General features: G+C 64.8%; 20 protein-coding genes. 7 read left to right on the forward strand and 13 right to left on the reverse strand.

Annotated features, from left to right (window positions below; genetic code table 11):
• Positions 1-72: 72 nt before the first annotated feature.
• The 6 genes from AC1DKY_RS14950 to AC1DKY_RS14975 all read right to left on the reverse strand — a co-directional run bounded on the left by AC1DKY_RS14950 (position 73) and on the right by AC1DKY_RS14975 (position 5,736).
• Positions 73-1,089 carry an NADP-dependent oxidoreductase gene (locus tag AC1DKY_RS14950; RefSeq protein WP_441603113.1) on the reverse strand — a complete coding sequence of 339 codons (1,017 nt, stop codon included), beginning with the start codon at positions 1,087-1,089 and terminating at the stop codon, positions 73-75.
• Between the two features lie 13 nt (positions 1,090-1,102).
• Complete coding sequence (locus tag AC1DKY_RS14955) at positions 1,103-1,891, reverse strand: SDR family oxidoreductase (RefSeq protein ID WP_441603112.1); 789 nt, start codon at positions 1,889-1,891, stop codon at positions 1,103-1,105.
• Between the two features lie 14 nt (positions 1,892-1,905).
• On the reverse strand, positions 1,906-2,676 hold the full coding sequence (locus tag AC1DKY_RS14960; protein ID WP_441603111.1) for an SDR family oxidoreductase: 771 nt from the start codon (positions 2,674-2,676) through the stop codon (positions 1,906-1,908).
• Positions 2,677-2,749: 73 nt separating this feature from the next.
• A complete protein-coding gene (locus tag AC1DKY_RS14965) occupies positions 2,750-3,439 on the reverse strand; it encodes a histidine phosphatase family protein (RefSeq protein ID WP_441603110.1) in 690 nt (229 codons plus the stop codon).
• A 3-nt stretch (positions 3,440-3,442) separates the two neighbouring features.
• Positions 3,443-4,510: a phosphotransferase family protein gene (locus AC1DKY_RS14970; protein WP_441603109.1), complete on the reverse strand. Its 1,068-nt coding sequence runs from the start codon at positions 4,508-4,510 to the stop codon at positions 3,443-3,445.
• Positions 4,507-5,736 (reverse strand): acyl-CoA dehydrogenase family protein, encoded by a 1,230-nt coding sequence (locus AC1DKY_RS14975; RefSeq protein WP_441603108.1) that lies wholly within the window; start codon positions 5,734-5,736, stop codon positions 4,507-4,509. Before AC1DKY_RS14975 ends, AC1DKY_RS14970 begins: the two co-directional genes overlap by 4 nt.
• A gap of 102 nt (positions 5,737-5,838) precedes the next feature.
• On the opposite strand from AC1DKY_RS14975, the gene AC1DKY_RS14980 reads away from it, so the two are divergent.
• The 3 genes from AC1DKY_RS14980 (at position 5,839) to prmC (ending at position 9,496) form a co-directional block, all read left to right on the forward strand.
• Positions 5,839-6,756 (forward strand): LysR family transcriptional regulator, encoded by a 918-nt coding sequence (locus tag AC1DKY_RS14980; protein WP_441603107.1) that lies wholly within the window; start codon positions 5,839-5,841, stop codon positions 6,754-6,756.
• Between the two features lie 135 nt (positions 6,757-6,891).
• Positions 6,892-8,568, forward strand: a complete 1,677-nt coding sequence (locus AC1DKY_RS14985) for an FAD-dependent oxidoreductase (protein ID WP_441603106.1) — start codon at positions 6,892-6,894, stop codon at positions 8,566-8,568.
• Between the two features lie 103 nt (positions 8,569-8,671).
• Positions 8,672-9,496: a peptide chain release factor N(5)-glutamine methyltransferase gene (gene prmC, locus AC1DKY_RS14990; RefSeq protein WP_441603105.1), complete on the forward strand. Its 825-nt coding sequence runs from the start codon at positions 8,672-8,674 to the stop codon at positions 9,494-9,496.
• A 66-nt stretch (positions 9,497-9,562) separates the two neighbouring features.
• Here the strand turns inward: prmC and dxs are convergent, their stop codons facing one another.
• Positions 9,563-11,452 (reverse strand): 1-deoxy-D-xylulose-5-phosphate synthase, encoded by a 1,890-nt coding sequence (dxs, locus tag AC1DKY_RS14995; protein WP_441603104.1) that lies wholly within the window; start codon positions 11,450-11,452, stop codon positions 9,563-9,565.
• Between the two features lie 130 nt (positions 11,453-11,582).
• Between dxs and AC1DKY_RS15000 the strand changes: the two genes are divergently transcribed.
• Positions 11,583-12,005, forward strand: coding sequence for a low affinity iron permease family protein (locus tag AC1DKY_RS15000; RefSeq protein ID WP_441603103.1), 423 nt, complete (start codon positions 11,583-11,585; stop codon positions 12,003-12,005).
• On the opposite strand, the gene AC1DKY_RS15005 is transcribed toward AC1DKY_RS15000, so the two are convergent.
• Complete coding sequence (locus tag AC1DKY_RS15005) at positions 12,002-12,604, reverse strand: HNH endonuclease (protein ID WP_046971024.1); 603 nt, start codon at positions 12,602-12,604, stop codon at positions 12,002-12,004. The genes AC1DKY_RS15000 and AC1DKY_RS15005 overlap by 4 nt on opposite strands.
• Before the next feature lie 252 nt (positions 12,605-12,856).
• On the opposite strand from AC1DKY_RS15005, the gene AC1DKY_RS15010 reads away from it, so the two are divergent.
• Together AC1DKY_RS15010 and AC1DKY_RS15015 are read left to right on the forward strand one after the other, a co-directional pair.
• A complete protein-coding gene (locus tag AC1DKY_RS15010; protein ID WP_477179989.1) occupies positions 12,857-13,624 on the forward strand; it encodes a SapC family protein in 768 nt (255 codons plus the stop codon).
• A gap of 188 nt (positions 13,625-13,812) precedes the next feature.
• Entirely contained in the window at positions 13,813-14,214 is a 402-nt protein-coding gene (locus AC1DKY_RS15015) for an ester cyclase (RefSeq protein ID WP_441603101.1), read from the forward strand.
• A 9-nt stretch (positions 14,215-14,223) separates the two neighbouring features.
• Here the strand turns inward: AC1DKY_RS15015 and AC1DKY_RS15020 are convergent, their stop codons facing one another.
• The 4 genes from AC1DKY_RS15020 to AC1DKY_RS15035 form a co-directional block, all read right to left on the reverse strand.
• A complete protein-coding gene (locus AC1DKY_RS15020; RefSeq protein ID WP_441603100.1) occupies positions 14,224-14,931 on the reverse strand; it encodes a DUF899 family protein in 708 nt (235 codons plus the stop codon).
• 57 nt (positions 14,932-14,988) lie between these two features.
• Positions 14,989-15,462: a GNAT family N-acetyltransferase gene (locus AC1DKY_RS15025; RefSeq protein ID WP_441603099.1), complete on the reverse strand. Its 474-nt coding sequence runs from the start codon at positions 15,460-15,462 to the stop codon at positions 14,989-14,991.
• A 175-nt stretch (positions 15,463-15,637) separates the two neighbouring features.
• Entirely contained in the window at positions 15,638-17,413 is a 1,776-nt protein-coding gene (locus AC1DKY_RS15030) for an acyl-CoA dehydrogenase C-terminal domain-containing protein (RefSeq protein WP_441603098.1), read from the reverse strand.
• 36 nt (positions 17,414-17,449) lie between these two features.
• Entirely contained in the window at positions 17,450-17,932 is a 483-nt protein-coding gene (locus AC1DKY_RS15035) for a hypothetical protein (RefSeq protein ID WP_441603097.1), read from the reverse strand.
• Between the two features lie 185 nt (positions 17,933-18,117).
• On the opposite strand from AC1DKY_RS15035, the gene AC1DKY_RS15040 reads away from it, so the two are divergent.
• A complete protein-coding gene (locus tag AC1DKY_RS15040) occupies positions 18,118-18,585 on the forward strand; it encodes an SET domain-containing protein (protein ID WP_441603096.1) in 468 nt (155 codons plus the stop codon).
• A gap of 134 nt (positions 18,586-18,719) precedes the next feature.
• On the opposite strand, the gene AC1DKY_RS15045 is transcribed toward AC1DKY_RS15040, so the two are convergent.
• Positions 18,720-19,241, reverse strand: coding sequence for a GreA/GreB family elongation factor (locus tag AC1DKY_RS15045; RefSeq protein WP_441603095.1), 522 nt, complete (start codon positions 19,239-19,241; stop codon positions 18,720-18,722).
• Between the last annotated feature and the right edge of the window lie 100 nt (positions 19,242-19,341).

Below are 19,341 nucleotides of genomic sequence, written 5' to 3' on the forward strand. Positions count from 1 at the left end.
GCACAGGGTGCCCTCCCACAGGGGTGCCTCGCGACATTGTAGGAGCGCACCCTGTGCGCGACCCACGCAACCTCAGTCGTCGTCACTTACCTTCAAGACCAATTTGCCGGTATGGCTTCCATCGAACAGCCGATTGAGCACCATGGGCGCGTTCTCCAACCCATCCGCCACGGTTTCGCCGGCCTTGATCTTGCCGCTGACCACCCAGCCCACCAGATCCCGCACCGCGCGCGCCTGATCCTTGTAATCGAACGCCAGGAAGCCGCGCACGGTGAGACGCTTGACAATGATCACGCTGTAATCGTCTTGCCCGCGTCCACCGCCTGCATAGTTGGCGATCAGTCCGCACAGCGCCACGCGCCCGCCGTTGACCATGCGCGACAACACGGCGCGCATCACCGGCCCGCCCACGTTTTCGAAATTGACGTGCACGCCATCCGGGGTGGCGGCCGCGAGCTTCTGTTTGAAGTCATCGGCTTTGTAGTCGACCGCAGCATCGAAGCCGAGGTCTTCCACCAGGTGGCGGCATTTCTCCGCGCCACCGGCGATGCCGACCACGCGCGCGCCGCGCAGTTTGCCGATCTGTCCGGCGATGGAACCCACCGAACCCGCAGCGGCGGACACCACCAGCGTTTCACCGGCTTGCACGGGCGCGATTTCATCCAGGCCGTAATAGGCGGTGATGCCGCTGAAGCCGCAGGCGCCGAGCAAGGTGGGCAGTGCCACCGGCGGCTTGGGTGGCAACTTCACCCAGTAGCCCATCTTGTTTTCATCGAGCAGGGCATAGTCTTGCCAACCCACCAGGCCTTGCACCAGATCGCCCACCGCATAGTTCGCGGATTTCGATGCCACCACACGGCCGATACCCAGGCCGCGCATCACCTCGCCAATAGCGACCGGCGGCATGTACTGCGGGACGTCGCTCATCCACACGCGGTTGGTGGGATCCATGGACAGATACAACACCTTCACCAGGGCCTGGCCATCCGTCAGTTCGGCGGTGGTGGTTTCGTGCAGGTCGAAATGATCGAGACTGACCAGGCCTTCGGGACGGGTCTTCAACAGCAGCTGGCGATTCTTGAAGCTCATGGTGGTCTCCTGGTCAGACGGCGCGGGCGCCGCCATCGACCATCAGTTCGGCGGCGGTGACAAAGCGGCTTTCGTCCGAGGCTAGATAAAGCACCGCATAGGCAACGTCATCAGGATCACCCAGGCGATTCATCGGGTTGACGCGCGCCAGCCGGCGCGTGGCATCTGCCTCGCCCATGCTGGCGAAGATCGGCGCGACGATGCCGGTGCGGATGAAGGCGGGATGGATGGAATTGCAGCGCACATCGATCTTCTGATGCGCGCAATCGACCGCAACGGATTTGCTCAGTGCAGCCACCGCGGCCTTGGAGGTGTTGTATGCGGTAAAGCTCGGATCGGTCTTGAACGCGGCCAGCGATGAGATATTGATGATCGAGCCTGGCTGCGCGTCGCGCAGATACGGCATCGCGTGCTTGCAGCCGAGCATCACGCCTTCGAGGTTGATGCCCATCACGCGGCGCCATTCCTTCAGCTCGATGTTCTCCACGCCGCCCAGTGAACCGATGCCGGCGTTGTTGACCAGCACCGACACGCCGCCCATGGCTTGTGCAGCTTGCGCAAGCGTGTCCTTCCACGCGGCTTCGTCGCTGACATCGTGCGCACTGGACCAGGCAACCGTGGCGCCTGCGTCGCGATTGATGTCATCGGCGAGCGCCGCAGCGGCAGCGGCGTTCACGTCGGTGACGAAGACCTTGGCGCCATGCCGCGCCAGCATGTGTGAGATCGCGGTACCAAGGCCGCCGGCCGCACCGGTTACGAAGGCGCGCTTGCCCGCGACGCGTTGATTCTGTAGCTGGCTCATGAAGGTTCCTTGGGTCAGACGCAGAGATAGCCGCCATCGACATTGAGCACGCTGCCCGTCGTATAGGACGCGGCATCGGACGCGAGATACAGCACGGCCCCAGCCATTTCCGACGGCTGCGCCACGCGGCGCATCGGCACGTGGGCGAGTGCCTGCTTGAGGATGGCGGGTGTATTGACCAGCACCGACGCGAACTTGGTATCGGTCAGGCCAGGCAGCAAAGCATTGCAACGTACGCCTTGCTCCGCGCATTCCACGGCGAAGGCCTTGGTCATGGAAATCACCGCGGCCTTGGTGATCGAGTAGATGCCCTGCTGGAAGCCCGGCACCACGCCGTTCACCGAGGCCACGTTGATGATGGAACCGCCGCCGTTCTTCGCCATCAGGCGCGCACCGTGCGTAGACATGTAGAAATAGCCACGGATATTCACATCGACGGTTTTCTGAAACACCGAGGGATCGGTATCGATGATGTGGCCGAAGTACGGATTCGTCGCCGCGTTGTTGACCAGGATATGCAGTCGACCATGCGTCTTCTCGACGTGCGCATAGAGCGCCTCGATCTGTTCCATCTCGCCGATATGGCAGGCCACGGCTTCGGCCTTGCCGCCCAGGCCCACGATCTCGTCCACCACGCTCTGGCAGTCGGCCTGTTTGCGGCTGGAGACGATGACGTGCGCGCCATGGGTGGCGAGCAACTTGGCGATCTCGGCGCCGATGCCGCGGCTGGCGCCGGTGACGATGGCGATCTTGCCGGCGAGGTCGAAGGTGTTGGATGTGGTCATGGAGTGAGGGTTCCTGAGAGAGGTCCAGTCCGAGTCGTGCGATGTGCCTTATGGGCGCGTGGAGGCGGTCGTTTCATCGCAGGGTCACCAGCGATGCGTCACGCGTGCGCTCCAGGTGCGGCCATGTGTTGTACGTCGCCAGCTGAGCGCCGCGGGAGCCTAGTCGAAGGCGCGTCACCCCGGTGTTCACGAGCGACCAGCTGAGATCGAAGGTCTTGGCTTCCGGTGCCTGCAGCAGGGCGCCCGCGATCACGGCGATGGGGCCACCTGAGGTGAAGGCCCAGATCGTTTCGGCGGGCGACTGGGTAAGCTGCTCAAGCGCGTCCAGCACGTCGCGCCGAAAGTCCTGCCAGCTGCGACTGTAGTCGGCATCGTGCTCACCGCTGGTCCAGCGCCGGAGCGCTTCGACGAACAATTGTTGAAAGGCGCGATAGGGATCGGCTTGCTGCTTCATCGCCGCGCGCAGGGCACCGGCGCCGGCCAGCTCGGGTCGAAGACGCGCCAGCAATTCCAGGTGATCGACTTCGTCGAGGCCGGGCAGGGTGATCGGAGGCGTGCTGACACCGGCGGCGCGCAGGCAAGGCCGCGCGGTGTCGCGATGACGCGCACGCGGACCCATCGCCACCCGATCCGGCATCGCGCCACATTCGCCCATCCATTCGCCCAGCAGCAGCGACTGGCGTTCGCCCAGCGGTGACAACTGGTCGTAATCCTCGGCATGAAAGCTTGCCTGTCCGTGCCGGATCAACAGCAGCTCGCGCATGCGTCAGTCCTTCGCCGCCATGATGCGGCGACAACGCATGCCCATATAGCGCGCCGCATCGCCAAAGCCGGCGAACTGCGGGTTGGTGGTCTGCCCCAGCGCATAGCGCCGGTAGATCTGCTGGATGATGACCATCAGCCGGAACAGGCCGAAAACCTCGTAGAAGCGCCAGCCCGACACATCCATGCCCGTGCGCTCGCCGTAGTAGGCGACCACTTCGCGGCGCGTGAGCATGCCGGCTTCGTGGGTGGGTTGGCGGCGGAACGATTGAAACACCGCGTCGTCGTCGGCCTGCACCCAATAGGCGAGCGAGCTGCCCAGGTCCATCAACGGATCGCCGATGGTGGCCAGTTCCCAATCCAGCACGCCGATGATGGATAGCGGGTTGTCGCTGGCGAGCACCACGTTGTCGAAGCGGAAATCGTTGTGGACCACGCAGCTTGCGTTGTCATGCGCGGGTTGCTGCGCATCGAGCCAGGCAATCACGTCCTCGCACGGGTCGGAACCTTCCGTGGTCGCCTGTCGCCAGCGTTCGCTCCAACCCGCGAGCTGGCGAGCGATATAACCCTCGCCCTTGCCGAGCTCTTTCAGCCCGGCCTGGGTGGCATCTACCTGATGCAGTTCGATCAGGCGATCGATAAAGCCCAGGCACAGCGCATGCACGCCGTCGCGATCGAGTCCGAGTTCGGCGGGCAGGTCGCGGCGAAGTATCGTTCCGCTCAGCCGCTCCATCACGTAGAAGTCCTGGCCGATCACGCTGTCGTCGTCGCAACGCGCGAGGATCGCCGGCACATAGGGATAGCTGGCTTTCAGCGCGCCCATCACGCGCGCCTCGCGCAGCATGTCGTGCGCGGATTTTGCCTTGGCGCCGCGCGGCGGACGGCGCAGCACGAGTTCGCGATCGGGGTAGCTCAGCAGATAAGTGAGATTGGACGCGCCACCCGGAAATTGCCTGACGGTGGGACTGCCAACCAGGCCATCGATCTGTTGCTTGAGAAACGCATCGACGCGGGCGATATCGAAGGCGTCTTCCTCGCGCACGCTGCGCGCCTGATCCGGAATGGCGGTCATGCGGGGCTTCCTGCAGCGAGTTGAGCCTTGGCTTCGATCTTGGCGACCACGGCGCGATGCACTTCGTCCGGACCGTCCGCAAGTCGCAGCACGCGTGCATAGGCGTAGAGCTGGGCGAGCGGGAAATCGTCGGTAAGGCCGGCGCCGCCGTGGATCTGGATGGCGGCATCAGCCGCGTGTTGGGCCACCGCAGGCACCACCACCTTGATCTGCGAGATCAGGCTTAGCGCCGCCTTGCTGCCTTGCGTGTCCAGCACCCATGCGGTCTTCAGCGTGAGTAGTCGCGCCTGTTCAATGGCCATGCGCAGGTTGGCCACGATATCCGCATTGCCGCCAAGCTTGATCAGCGGCTGCCCGAAGGCCACACGCGATTGCGCGCGTTGGCATAGCAGCGATAGCGCGCGCTCTGCGGCGCCGAGCGCACGCATGCAGTGATGCACGCGACCGGGCCCCAGGCGCCCCTGTGCGATGTCGAAGCCACGACCGGGCCCGAGTATCACGTTGCTCAACGGCAGTCGCACATGGGCGAAGTGCAGTTCGCCGTGGCCGCTGGGCTCGTGGTAGTCGTGGAAGACCGGCAACATGCGTTCGATGTGCACACCCGGCGTATCCAGCGGGCAGATCACCATGCTGTGGCGACGATGCGGCTCGGCCTGCGCATCGCTCAGGCCCATGAAGATCACGAAGCGGCAATGCGGATGGCCGAGGCCGGTGGTCCACCACTTGCGGCCGTTCAAGACGATTTCATCGCCTTCGAGGGTGGCGGTGGCGCGCATATTGGTGGCATCGGACGAAGCCACATCGGGTTCGGTCATCGCAAAGCCGGAGCGGATCTCGCCGCGCAGCAGCGGTTCCAGCCATTGTTCGCGCTGCGAGGCAGACGCGTAGCGATGCAGCACTTCCATATTGCCGCTGTCGGGCGCGTTGCAGTTGAACACCTCGGGCGCGATGAACGAGTGGCCCATGATTTCGGCGAGCGGCGCGTAGTCCAGATTGCTCAGGCCGGGGCCGTCTTCCAGGTCGGGCAGAAACAGGTTCCACAGGCCGGCGGCGCGCGCGCGCGACTTGAGCTGTTCCATCACCGGGGGCTGGCGCCACTGACGATAGTCGGCGCTGCCGGTGAGTTGCGCCATATAGACGGGCTCAGCGGGAAGCACCTCATCGCGCATGAAGCCTTGCAGGCGTTCGGTGAGTTCGCGGGTGCGTTCGGCGGGGGCGAAATCCATGGCTGTGCTCCTCAACTCTCAGGGAGCGTACGCCTTGGGCGGCCAATAATTGAAATGAATATACTTTATGGGTAGACATTAGCCATAAGAATGGGCCAGAGCATGGATCGTGACAGCCGTATCGACCTCAATCTGTTCCGCGTGCTTGACGCGATCTACACGCAAGGCGGCGTGAGCGCCGCAGCGCGCGTGCTGCACCTGACCCAGCCGGCGGTGACCCACGCCCTGCGTCGTCTGCGTGACCAATTGGGTGACCCGCTATTCGTACGGCAGGGCAATCGCCTGCTGCCCACGGACAAGGTGCGCGCGATGATGCCGGCGGTGCAGGGGCACCTCAAAGGCCTGATGGCCAGCGCGCACGCACAGCCCAGCTTCGACCCAGCGCGACTGCAGATGGAGTTCGTGATCGGCTTTCGCGACATCCTCGAATCGATTGCCTTGCCGAGACTGATGGACAGCATCGGCCGGGAGGCACCCGGTGTGCGCGTAGTGAGCCGGCGCGTGGCCGCCGATGAGGTGGAGCGCGAACTGAGCACCGGCGCACTGGATCTGGCGGTGGATCGCCCCTTGCGCGCTGGCGAGCATATTTCCCACCGACGCCTGCTCGATGAGACGCTGGTGGTGGTGATGCGTCGCGACCATCCGTCGTCGCGCTCGCTGCGCCGCGCGGACTATCTCGCCGCGCAGCACGTCACCGTCTCTCCGCTGGGCGAGGCAAGCGCGCTGGATACCTTGCTGGGCCAGAACGGGATGTTCCGTGAAGTGCGCATGGTGGCGCAGCACTACTTTTCGGCATGCCAGATCACGGCGGCCAGCGACCTGTTGCTGACCGTGCCCAAGGCGTACGCCGATCACCTCGCCGTGCTCCTGCCCATCGCCATGCAGCCGCTGCCGGTGCGCATCAAGGCCATCCCGATCCTCGCCTACTGGCACGATTCCAAGGACAGCGACCAGGCGCATCGATGGTTTCGTGAACGCCTCGTCAAGTCGATCACGGCCGCCATGCAGGCGTCGCCGTAATGACTTGCGAGCGACTTGGTTGCGGCGCAGGATGCAGGTAGCAGCGCCGCGCGGTCCCCGCCATACGCGCTGAAATAACCCAAGGACGAGCCTGGCAGCTGGCTGCCGGGCCGCCCCCACGACGAGGTGTCTTGCATGTCCGAGCAGTCGCCAGCACCCGAGGTCGTTTACGACCCGACCGATCCGATGAACCGCAAGGAGCAGATGTTTCCGCGGCTGGATCCATCCATGGTCCGGCGCATCGCAGCCTATGGTCGCGAGGAAAACGTAGCCGCCGGCACCATGCTGTTCCAGCGCGGTGAGCGCGGCGTGGATTTCTTCCTCGTGCTCGATGGCCTGGTCGAGATCCTCGATGTGGATCAGCACGGTCAGTCCAGCGTATTCACCATGTATGCGGCGCGCCAGTTCAGTGGCGAAATGAACATGTTCAACCGCCGCGCCGTGGTTGCATCGGCCCGCGTGGCGATGGATAGCCGCGTGCTGCGCGTTCACGCGGACGATTTCCGTCGCATGGTGGCCGCCGAAGCGGACATCAGCGAGATCATCATGCGTGCCTTCATTTTGCGGCGCGTAGGCCTGATCCGGGCCGGTTTCGGCGGCGTGATCCTGGTGGGGCCGGGGCATAGCGCCGATACCTTGCGGCTCGAACGCTTCCTGGTGCGCAACGGCTATCCGCATCGCCTGATCGATTCGGAGACCGACCCCGACGCGGGCGGTTTTATCGAGTGCTTCCAGCTCACGCTCGACCAGCTGCCGGTGGTGATCTGCCCGGAGCGTTGCTTCCTGCAGAACCCGAGCACCGCCGAGCTGGCCGACGAACTGGGGCTTACCGAGACCATCGATCCCGATTTCGTCTACGACGTCGCTGTGGCCGGCGCGGGCCCCGCTGGTTTGGCTGCCGCCGTGTACGCCGCGTCGGAAGGTCTTTCCACCATCGTGGTGGAAGGGGTGGCACCGGGCGGCCAGGCCGGTACCTCGTCAAAGATCGAGAACTACCTGGGCTTTCCCACCGGCATTTCGGGACAGGCGTTGGCCGGTCGAGCGCAGGCGCAGGCGCAGAAGTTCGGCGCCCGCCTGGCGATCTCGCGGCAGGCCGCAGGCATCGATTGTTCGGTGCATCCGTATCGCCTGTTGCTCGATGACGGCCAGAGCGTGCAGGCACGCGCGGTGATCGTGGCCACCGGCGCGCGCTATCGCAAACTCGATGTGCCGGGCTATGAGCATTTTGAGGGAGCAGGCATCCATTACGCCTGCACCGCGATGGAAGGGCAGCTGTGCAAGAACGAGGAAGTCATCGTCGTCGGTGGCGGTAATTCCGCCGGACAGGCCGCGGTATTCCTCTCGCGCATCGCCTCGCACGTGCACGTGCTGGTGCGCTCGTCGGGCCTGGCCGCCACCATGTCCGATTATCTGGTGCAGCGCATCCTGCAGTCTTCGTCGATCACCCTGCATACGCATTGCGAAATCGTAGGGCTTGAAGGGGAGGGTCGTCTTCATCGCGTGACCTGGCAGCAACGCGAGAGCGGCGAGTCCACGACGCGCCCTTGCAGCAATGTGTTTGTGATGATCGGCGCCGAACCCAACACCGACTGGCTCAAGGATTGCCTGGCGCTCGACAGCAAGGGCTTCGTGCTTACCGGTCGTTGCGACCAGGGCCATATCCTTGAATCACCGTACGCAACGACCAAGGCCGGCATCTTCGCCGTTGGCGATGTGCGCTCGGGGTCGGTGAAGCGGGTGGCGTCTGGCGTGGGCGAGGGCTCGGTGGTGATCCAGGCGGTGCATCGTTATCTGTCGCCCACGGCGGTCTGAGGCGGTACAGGCTCTACACTGTGGCTTCCTTCGTGTTGGAAGCCCGCCATGTCGGCCTGGTCGATCGTCAGTCATTTCCCTGCATTCGACCGGAGCCGTCATCGTGGCTGAAGTGCGTGCAATCGTCGCCGATGCCGCCGATGCGCTCGGCGAGCGACTCGAGGCCGAGTTGTTGTTGTTGCACGTGCTCGGCAAGCCTCGCAGCTGGCTGATCGCCCATGCCGACGACGAACTCGACGACACCCAGATCAAGGCGTTCGACACGCTGGTGCAGCGCCGGCGCGATGGCGAGCCGGTGGCATACATCACGGGCCATCGTGGATTCTGGACCCTGAACCTGGAAGTCACGCCGGCCACGCTGATTCCGCGGCCGGAAACCGAATTGCTGGTGGAGCTTGCCCTCGCGCGCATGACCTCGGCCACGCGAGTGGCGGATCTGGGCACCGGCAGCGGCGCGATTGCGCTGGCCCTTGCGCGTGAGTGCCCGACGGCGTCGGTGGTGGCGACGGATGCGAGCGCCGACGCGCTTGCCGTGGCCACGCGCAATGCCGCCAGGCACGGCATAGGCAACGTTCGTTTTGCACATGGCAACTGGCTGGCGGCGCTGGCGGACCAGCGCTTCGAACTGATCGTCTCCAATCCGCCGTACATCGAAGCGAGCGATCCACATCTCGCGCAAGGCGATCTGCGTTTCGAACCGTCGTCGGCGCTGGCTGCCGGGGCCGATGGCCTCGACGACATTCGCCAGATCGTGGCGCAGTCGCGCGACCATCTCGAGCCCGGCGGTGCGCTGTTGATGGAACACGGCTGGAACCAGGGGCCGGCGGTGCGCGAGGTGTTGTCCGCCGCGGGCTACCGCGATGTATTCACCGAGCAGGATCTGGAACAGCGCGATCGCGTCAGCGGCGGGATCTGGCCCGGAGCCTGATGGACGTCCAAATGAAAACGCCGCGCAGTGCGCGGCGTTTTCATCGAACTTCGGTGATCGAACCGATCAGGCCGTGACCTGGCTGCGCGAGCCCACCTGCGGAAAGCGGGCGCGGATCGCACGGCGGATGCTCGGCAGGTCGAGGCCAGCCATGGTCAGCACTTCTTCACGGCTGCCGTGTTCCAGGTAGGCGTCCGGCAGGCCCAGGTGCAGGATCGGCTTGACGATGCCATGCGCGGCCAGGCACTCGGCCACGCCGCTGCCCGCACCGCCGGCAATCGCGTTGTCTTCCAGCGTCACGAACGCATCGTGGGTGCGAGCCAGTTCCAGGATCATCGCCTCGTCCAGCGGTTTGACGAAGCGCATGTTCACCAGCGTGGCGTCCATTTCGGCGGCAATCTCCGCCGCCGGCGCCAGCATCGCGCCGAAGCTGAGCAGTGCCAGCCCATGGCCGCGACGACGCAGTTCCGCCTTGCCGATCGGCAGCGTTTCCAGCTCCTGCTGCAGCGGCACACCCGGCCCCGTGCCACGCGGGTAACGGATCGCGGCGGGGCCGTGATACTGGAAGCCCGTGGTGAGCATCATGCGGCATTCGTTTTCGTCCGCCGGCGCCATCACCACCATATTCGGCAGGCAACGCAGGAACGACAGATCGAAGCTGCCCGAGTGCGTGGCGCCATCGGGGCCGACCACACCGGCGCGATCGATCGCGTAGGTCACGTCGAGGTTCTGGATCGACACGTCGTGGATGGCCTGGTCGAACGCACGCTGCAGGAAGGTGGAGTAGATCGCCACCACCGGCTTGGCGCCTTCGCAAGCCATGCCGGCGGCCAGCGTCACCGCGTGCTGCTCGGCAATCGCCACGTCGAAGTAGCGCTGCGGGTATTCCCTGGAAAAACGCACCAGGCCCGAGCCTTCGCGCATGGCGGGCGTGATGCCCAGCAGGCGCTCGTCGGCGGCGGCCATGTCGCACAGCCAGTCGCTGAAAATGTCGGTGTAAGAGGGCTTGGACGGGCCGGCTTTCTTGACCAGTCCCGCCTGCGGATCGAACGGACCCACGGCGTGGTATTCGATCTGCGCCTGTTCCGCCGGCGCGTAGCCCTTGCCCTTGGTGGTGATCACGTGCAGCAGCTGCGGGCCGGGCAGGTTCTTCACCGTGCGCAGCGCAGTAAGCAGCTGCGGGATGTTGTGGCCATCGATCGGGCCGGTGTAGTGGAAGCCCAGTTCCTCGAACAGCGTGCTGGGCACGAACATGCCCTTGGCGTGCTCTTCCCAGCGCTTGAAGAAGCGGCCGAAGAACGACTGCTTCGGAATGGCGCGCTTGGCCCGCTCGCGCAGCGCATTCAAGCGACGGCTGCTCATGGCGCGCGCCGCCATCTTGGTCAGCGCTCCGACGTTCTCGCTGATCGACATGCCGTTGTCGTTGAACACGACCAGCATGTTCGGCTCCACGTCACCGCCGTGGTTAAGCGCTTCGAAGGCCATGCCGGCGGTCATCGCGCCATCGCCGATCACGGCGACGACCTTGCGCTGATCACCCTTGCGCTGCGCGGCGATGGCCATGCCCAGCGCTGCCGAGATGGAGGTGGACGAGTGGCCCACGCCGAAGGTGTCGTACTCGCTTTCCTCGCGACGCGGGAACGGAGCGAGGCCGTCCTTCTTCTTGATCGTGGTGATGCGGTCGCGACGGCCAGTGAGAATCTTGTGCGGATAGCACTGGTGGCCGACGTCCCACACCAGGCGATCGTTCGGCGTGTCGAACACGTGGTGCAGCGCGACGGTCAGTTCCACCACGCCCAGGCCAGCGCCGAAATGGCCGCCAGAGCTCGCCACGGCTTCAATCAGGTATTGGCGCAGCTCGTCGGCGACGAGAGGCAGCTCGTCGTCGGACACTTTGCGCAGGTCGGCCGGCGTCTCGATGGGCGCCAGATGGGGGTAGCGGGACAGGTCGTTCATTGGCGTATTGTTGGCCCAGCGGGGAGGCGGGGCAAGGGCAGCCGGGTGAATTCTTGCGGGCTGCGCCTCCACACGGCGCTGACACGGCAGGGGCGAGGCTCCGGCGCAGTCATTCAGCCAGGGCCCTCCCATGAGCACACGCAAGGCTTTCCAGCGGTTCGCCGGATCCGTCGCCCATTATTCCGGTCGCCCGGTCACCTTTGTCCTGGCCGTGCTGGTGGTGGTGGCCTGGGCCGTCACCGGGCCGATGTTCGGCTTCGGCGACACCTGGCAGCTGGTCATCAATACCGGCACCACCATCGTGACTTTTCTGATGGTGTTCCTGATCCAGAACACCCAAAACCGCGATTCGACCGCCGTGCAGATCAAGCTGGACGAGTTGATCCGCAGCTCACAGGCGCACAACGCCTTGCTCAACCTGGAAGAGCTCGACGAGCAAACCCTCGACCGCATCCGGCGCAGCTACTGCCGGCTGGCCGAGCTGGCGCGCAATGAGCTGCAGCGCATCGAGGACGAGGACGACCCGTTCGAAGCCGAAAGCGAAACGCCTTAAACCATGTGCTCGCGACGATCGCGCGGCAGATGGTTGACCAGGAATTCCATCTGGTCGGCCAGGATGTTGCGGTTGGACAGGATCAGATGCTCCACCCAACTCGGGCGGTACGGCACCGCCAGCAGCGGCATATTGGCCTGCTGCGGTGTGCGGTTGCTCTTGCGCAGGTTGCACGCCAGGCAGGCGCTGACCACGTTTTCCCAGCTGTCCTTGCCTTGCTTGGAGATCGGCAGCACATGATCGCGGGTCAGTTCGCCGCGGCTGTAGCGCTGGCCGCAATACATGCACAGATAGCGGTCGCGGGCGAACAGCGCGGTATTGGTGAGCGCCGGCGAGGGATCGATGGCGTGATCGCGGCAGTGACCGGTGCTGGCAATGATGGGATGCAGGGACAGCGTGCTCTGCAGCCCGCTGAGGCGGTTATGGCCGCCATGCACCGTCAGGCAAGGGTCGCCCAGCGTCCAGGCCACGGCGTCGCGAACATAGAGGCAAACGGCCTCCTGCCAGCTGATCCAGTCGAGAATTCTGCCGGCGGCGTCCAATGACAGCACGCGGGTCGAATGAAGATCGACAACGCGGCCAGGTACTTCCATCAGCATGCAAAACCGTCCTTCAACCCAGGGGAATGAACGTTCGGGTGCCGCAAAGATGCTCGTATGTGGCCGAGGATAGACCAAATCCATGACAGAACACACGCAAATGGTTGTCAGGGCAGGGGAAGGCATGCCCGACGGGTGTTCTCGTGTCGGCGGAAGCGCTGATATAGTGTCCGTTCATTTGTAGACCCGAGGCCGGGTTTGGGAGGGGGAGCCTGGGTGGCGACCCCGGCACGGCTGGGGAGAGGTATTAACGTGGCTGAAGTTCTTTTCTACGAGCGTCCTGTTCCGCTCAACCGCACTGAACACAAGGATCTGCGCATCAAGCCGATCCCCAACCGCAAGTTCGCCGGCTCGGTGCACTCGGTGCCGCTGACCGGCGTGGAATTTCCCGCAGCCGCGCGCGACCTGCCGATCCTGTTTGGCGGCGTGACCGTCGAAGACGCCGGCCCGATGGCCCTGCTGGGCCTGCGCGAGAACGAGAACCTGTTCATCAACGAACAGGGGCACTGGGTGCCCAACACCTATATCCCGGCCTTCATCCGCCGCTATCCGTTCGTGCTGGCCGAAAAGCCGGTGGGCGCCGAAGGCGACGACTTCACCGTGTTCCTCGACGAAGCCTACGAAGGCTTCAACACCACCGAGGGCGAAGTCCTGTTCAAGGACGACGGCAGCGAGAGCGAAGTGCTGAACAACGCCGTGCGTTTCCTCGGCGAGTTCCAGCAGCACGTATCGCGCACGCAGTGGTTTATGGAGCAGCTGCGCAAGCACAAGCTGCTCGAGCCGCGCAACATCCGTCTGGAGAAGGATGGCAAGTCCATCAACCTCAACGGCTTGTTCGTGGTCAATGAAGAGAAGCTGCGCCAGCTCGACGAGCAGACCGCGCTCGAGTTCCTGCGTGAAGGCGTGTTCGGTTGGATCTATGCGCACCTGGTGTCGCTGGGCAATATCGACCGCGTGTCCCAGCGCCTCAGCGAGCGCGAGCAGGCCGAACTGGCTGCTTCCTCCGCGCTGAAGAACTGATGCAACTCGCGTCGCGGCGCCTGCGGGCGCCGCGACCTTGTCCGCGGCGTGCAAGGCGTTGCGGCTGAACTGTGCTTTATCCCGGCAAGGTCCGGCATCCTCACGCCATTCAAGCAGGGCCGGGCGATATGCTTGGGCCGAACGGGGCTGCGTGGCGCCGCCGACGCGATCCCCAGAACGGGGCGGGCATGTCCGAGCAGAACAAGCGCGTGGTGATGTCGTACGTCGACGCGTTCAACCGCGGCGACCTCGATGGCGTGTGCGCGTTGTTCGCGCCCGATGCCTTGATCCATGGCGCGCTGGGCTGGGGAGGCCTGGAGATGGCGCGCCCGGTGTGGGAGCAACTGATGCGCTGCTTCCAGATGAGCCTCGAAGTGGATGCGGTGGTGGCCGAAGGCGACACTGTCGTGGTGCGCTACACCGAGCGCGGTCGTTCGGTGCAATCGTTCCGCGGTGGCCCGGTCACCGGCAAGGATTACGAAGTGCTGGCGATGGAATGGTTCGTGGTGAAGGAAGGCCACATCGAACGCCGCTGGGGCGTGCGTGACACGGCGTCGATGTTCGCGCAGATGAGCTTGCCTCCGCCGTGAGTATCGCCTTCAGACGCCATAGGTAAGGCTGGGCCGCCAGTCGGCGCCGCGTCCTTCGGGCAGGCAGTCGAGCAGGTTCCATAGCGGCCAGATCGCATCGACGTGACGCGGATCCTGCCCCGGCTCTGGCGTCACGAACATCAACTCGCTGCACCAGGTGTGATGCACCTGGCCATCGCGCCTGAGAAAAATATTGAGCGCGGGCATCTGCCTGCCATCGGCGCTTTCGCCGTGGTAGTCGGCGCTGTACGTATTGTGCGCGGAGGACAGCAGATGCAGATGGCGCCAGCCGCGATCGCGCGCGAAATGGCGGATGCGCTGGATCGGCGACTTCGCTACCACCGCCACATTCACGCGCTGCCGAAGATGCGGCATCTCGCCGTCGAGCGCATCGAGTATCGACGAGCACGAGGGACAAGGCGCCGACATCGCCGGCCCGAACATGAAGCTGTAGATCGCCAGCGTGTCCTTGCCATCGGCAAACAGATCGGACAGGCGCGTCTGGCGTTCGATATCGGTATCGATCGGCGTGTCGCCTTCGTCGTCGAAGGCATAGTCCACCGGAACCGTGCCGCCCAGCGGCAGTGCACGGCGCAGCGCGGCGGTCGCTTCGGTCTGCCGCCGCAGCTCCATTTCCGCCCTCAGCAGGCGATCACGGGCGACCCGATAGGCAGGGCTTTCGCCGGGGAATCGAACGGTGTGCAGTGTGTCGGTCATGACTGTCTCCCGTCGTGCGGTGACTGCCGGCATGGCGCCCTGGGCGCCGACCATCGCTCAACGCACGGGCTTGGCCAGGCGCAGCAGGTCGGCGGCGTAGCCTGCGTTTTCGTAGACGGCGCGCGCGCGTTCATTGCCGGGGAACACTGCCAGCGTCACTAGCTGGCAGCGATGTTCGCGAGCCCAGTTTTCGGCGTGATCGAGCAGTGCGCGTCCCACCCCGCGGCCTTCGTGCTGGGCGGCCACGGCAAGATCGGAGATGTGGCAGTTGCTGCGGCCGGTGAAGTAATCCTGCGTTTTCTGCAGATGGATGAAGCCGACCGCCACGCCGTCGCTGTCTTCGGCCACAAACAAAAAGCTGTTGGCCGGCTGCTCATCCAGATGACGGCTGAGGTCCTTGCGGATGCCTTCGATGCATTCGTGGCGCCGCCGCCATGGCGGCAGGCTGAAGTCCACGAAACGAGGCACCAGGCCAAGGATGAAGTCGTCGTCGTCCTCGGCCAGACGGATCAGATAGCTGGTGTCGCTCATGCGGGAACAACCGGATTCGCGAAAGTAGAGCGTTTTCTACACCTACGGACGTCTAGACGGTAGTCCTGAAAATGTGAAGAGGCACTCGTGTGGTTCGTGGCCTGTCGCGCACAGGGTGCGCTCCCACACAAAGAAAAAGGCCCCTCCGTGATGGAGGGGCCTTGGGTGCATCACATCAGGCGATGGCGGGGATGGTATCCACGCCGGCCTCGATGGCGGCCTTGTGGGTCAGGCTGCGCGGCAGGATGCGGGCGAAGTAGAAGGTCGCGTTGTCACGCTTGGCCTGCTTGAACGCTTCCTGCTGGCTGCTGTTGGCCAGCGCGGCGGCGCCGCGTGCCGACATATAGGCCAGCGTGATGTAGCCGGAGTAATACAGGTAATCCATCGCCGAGGCGCCCAGCTCTTCCGGGTTGGCCTGCACGCGCTGGGCGAGGGTCAGGGTGAGGTCGGCCCATTCCTTGGCGTGCTTGGCGAGCGGACCGATCAGCCCGGCGAGCGAAGCATCCTGTGCGTGCTGCTGGCAGAACGCCAGGATCTCCTGCAGGAACAGCTTGAAGCCGGTGCCCTGCAGCTGGAGGATCTTGCGGCCCAGCAGGTCGGCCGCCTGGATGCCGGTGGTGCCTTCGTACAAGGTGATGATGCGGGCATCGCGCACGAACTGCTCCACGCCGTTTTCGGCGATGTAGCCGTGGCCGCCGTACACCTGCAGCGCTTCCTTGGTGCACTCCTGCGCGAGCTCGGTGACCACGCCCTTGGCGATCGGGATCAGGAACGCGACCAGGTCGCTGGCCTGCTTGCGCGTGGCTTCGTCGGCGCCGCGGGCTTCCACGTCGGTCTGCAGCGAGGTGTACAGCAGCAGCGCGCGCGAGGCTTCCACCAGGGAGCGCTGGGTGAGCAGCATGCGGCGCACGTCCGGCTGCACCATCAGATTGTCGGCCGGCTTGTCCGGGAACTTCGGGCCGGACAGGGCGCGGCCCTGCAGGCGCTCGCGCGCGTAGTTGGTGCTGTTCTGCAGCGCACGCTCGGACAGCGCCAAACCCTGCACACCCACGCCGAGGCGGGCGGCATTCATCATGGTGAACATGGCGGCCAGACCCTTGTGCGGCGCGCCGATCAGGAAACCTTCGGCCGCGTCGAAATTCATCACACAGGTGGCCGAACCGCGCAGGCCCATCTTGTGCTCGATGGCGCCGGCGGCAACGCTGTTGCGCTCGCCCAGCGAGCCATCGGCATTCACCTTGAACTTGGGCACGATGAACATCGAAATGCCGCGGCTGCCGGCCGGTGCATCGGGCAGGCGGGCCAGCACGAGATGGACGATGTTCTGCGCCAGGTCATGCTCGCCGGCGCTGATGAAGATCTTGGTGCCGGTGATCTTGTAGCTGCCGTTGTCGCCGGGTTCGGCGCGGGTCTTGAGCAGGCCAAGATCCGAGCCGGCCTGGGGCTCGGTCAGGCACATGGTGCCGGTCCAGCGGCCTTCGACGATCGGCTTGAGGTAGGTGTCCTGCTGATCCTGGGTGCCGTGCATCTCCATCGCATGGCAGGCGCCTTCGGACAGCAGCGGGTACAGGCTCCACGCCAGGTTGCCGCCCTGGAAGATCTCGCTGGTGGCGGTGCCCATCACATTGGGCAGGCCCTGGCCGCCGAAGCGTTCGGCCTGGATCAGGCCGGTCCAGCCGCCTTCGGCAAACGCCTTGAAGGCTTCCTTGAAACCCTTCGGCGTGGTCACCGTGTGGGTGGCCTTGTCGAAGTGGCAGCCTTCCTCATCGCCGCTGGCGTTGTACGGCGCCAGCACCGCTTCGCTCAGGCGGCCGGCTTCCTCCAGCACGGCGTCCAGCAGATCGCGCGTGTGACCCTCGCCGCCCTCCAGCTTGGTGAGCACGGCTTCGGCCCCGAGCACGTCAAAGAGGGTGTAGCGCTGGTCGTCGAGAGGGGCCTTGTAGATCGTCATGGCAGAGTTCCTTCGTGGGTCATGCAGGCGCCGACATCAGCGCCAGGTGTTGGGGATCCCCGGCACCGGCGACAGCCAGTCATTGCCGTGGAAACTGAAATCGCGAGCTTCTTTTTCCTGCTCGGGCTTGGCGTTCGCCGTGCCGGTCACGTTGTAGGGCACGCTGCCCGCACTGCCTTTGACGGCGGCGGCCTTGAGCGCGGCGGTCATCTCCGGCGTAGGCAGCAGGTTGATCTGGGTGACGTCGGCGGCGAAGGGGGGAATGTCCAGATCGAACGCCGTATGCAGGCGGACGGGCACCAGTTCGGCCACCTGCAGCTGGCCATCGAGCGAGGTGAAATCCATCGAACCGTAGCTGTTGTTCTGGATGCGCAACGTCACGCGCCATTCGCCGTTGGGCTGGGTGCGCATCTCCTGGATGCTCACCGTCGGCGGAAACACGCTCTTCTTGGGCGGCCCACAGGCCACCAGACCAGCCACCAACACGAGCAGCACTACCCAACCGAGCAGTCGTTTCATGGATGCACCTCAAACGATTGTTTGAATCTTAGCAGGAGGACCTCGTGGTCTGTCCACGGGGTTCCGCTGTCCGGGATTCATCTCAGCGCGAATGCGATTACGTCGTCGTGACCAACGCGCCAGAGGTTCCCATTGCGCAACGCAGCAGGCATCATCTCCGGCTCATCCCCCACTGCCTCCTGCCCATGACCCGACGTATCGTTGCCCGCCGCTCCCCCATCCATGGCAATGGCGTGTTCGCCGTCGCTCCGATCAAGAAGGGCGAGGAAGTCGTCGAGTACAAGGGCACGCTGATGAGCCATGCCGAGGCCGATGGGCTCTACGGCGATGGTGGCGAAACCGGGCATACGTTCCTGTTCACGCTCAACGACGAATGGCTGATCGATGCCAATCGCAAGGGCAACACGGCACGCTGGATCAACCACAGCTGCGATCCCAATTGCCAGGCCGTGATCGAGGAAAGCGCGAACGGCGACGCTCGCAAAGATCGCGTGCTGATCGAGGCGATCCGCAACATCAAGCCCGGCGAAGAACTCACCTACGACTACGGCATCACCCTGGACGTGCCCCATACCGCGCGCCTGAAGAAGCTGTGGCAGTGCCTGTGCGGCTCGCCCAAGTGCAGCGGCACGTTGTTGAAGGCCAAGCGCTGAAGCCCTGCGATCCCCTTGTAGGAGCGCACTTGTGCGCGACCGCGGAATCGCAACTCACCTCAGTACACGCTCTTAGCGACACACGCACCAGCGGCGGGCGTCCTCGCGGACGCCGGTCGCGCACAAGTGCGCTCCTACAAGGGTGAGGTGGCCTGGGGGTCTTTCGGATACTCGATCCGGATCACCTCGATCACCAAGTCCCCCGCCGGCCGCTGCCACGTCACCTCATCACCCACGCGGGCGCCCAGCAGGGCCTTGGCCAGCGGCGAGACGTGACTCACCAGGCCGTGTTCCACGTCGGCCTCGTCTTCGCCGACGATGCGGTAGCGTACTTCGCCCTCGTCGCTGTCCACTGTCACCAGCGCGCCGAACGCCACGCGGTCGCGTGGCTGTTGCGCCAGGTCGATTTCGATCGCGCTGCCGACCCGCGTATTGAGCCAGCGCAGTTCGCGCTCCACCTCGGCCAGCTCGCGCTGCTGCGGCAAGGTGTCGGCGGCAGCGCGCAGCGCGTCGCGCCGTTCGCGCATGGCGACCAGCCGTGCACGCAGCAGCGCCAGTCCACGCTTCGTCACAACATTGGGGTGTTCGCTCAGCGGGATATCCGGCAGCCGTTCGCCGACGGACTCGTCCGCATCCTTCACGAAGGAGCGGCTCATCGCATGCCTCCAGCGCCGTCCATTTCGGCGCGTCTCCATTAAACACATGCGGCGTATTTGCGGCGCCTCAAGCTGGGGAGGCGCACGAGCGCGACGCCGG

The organism is Dyella sp. 01N448 (genome assembly GCF_056399225.1).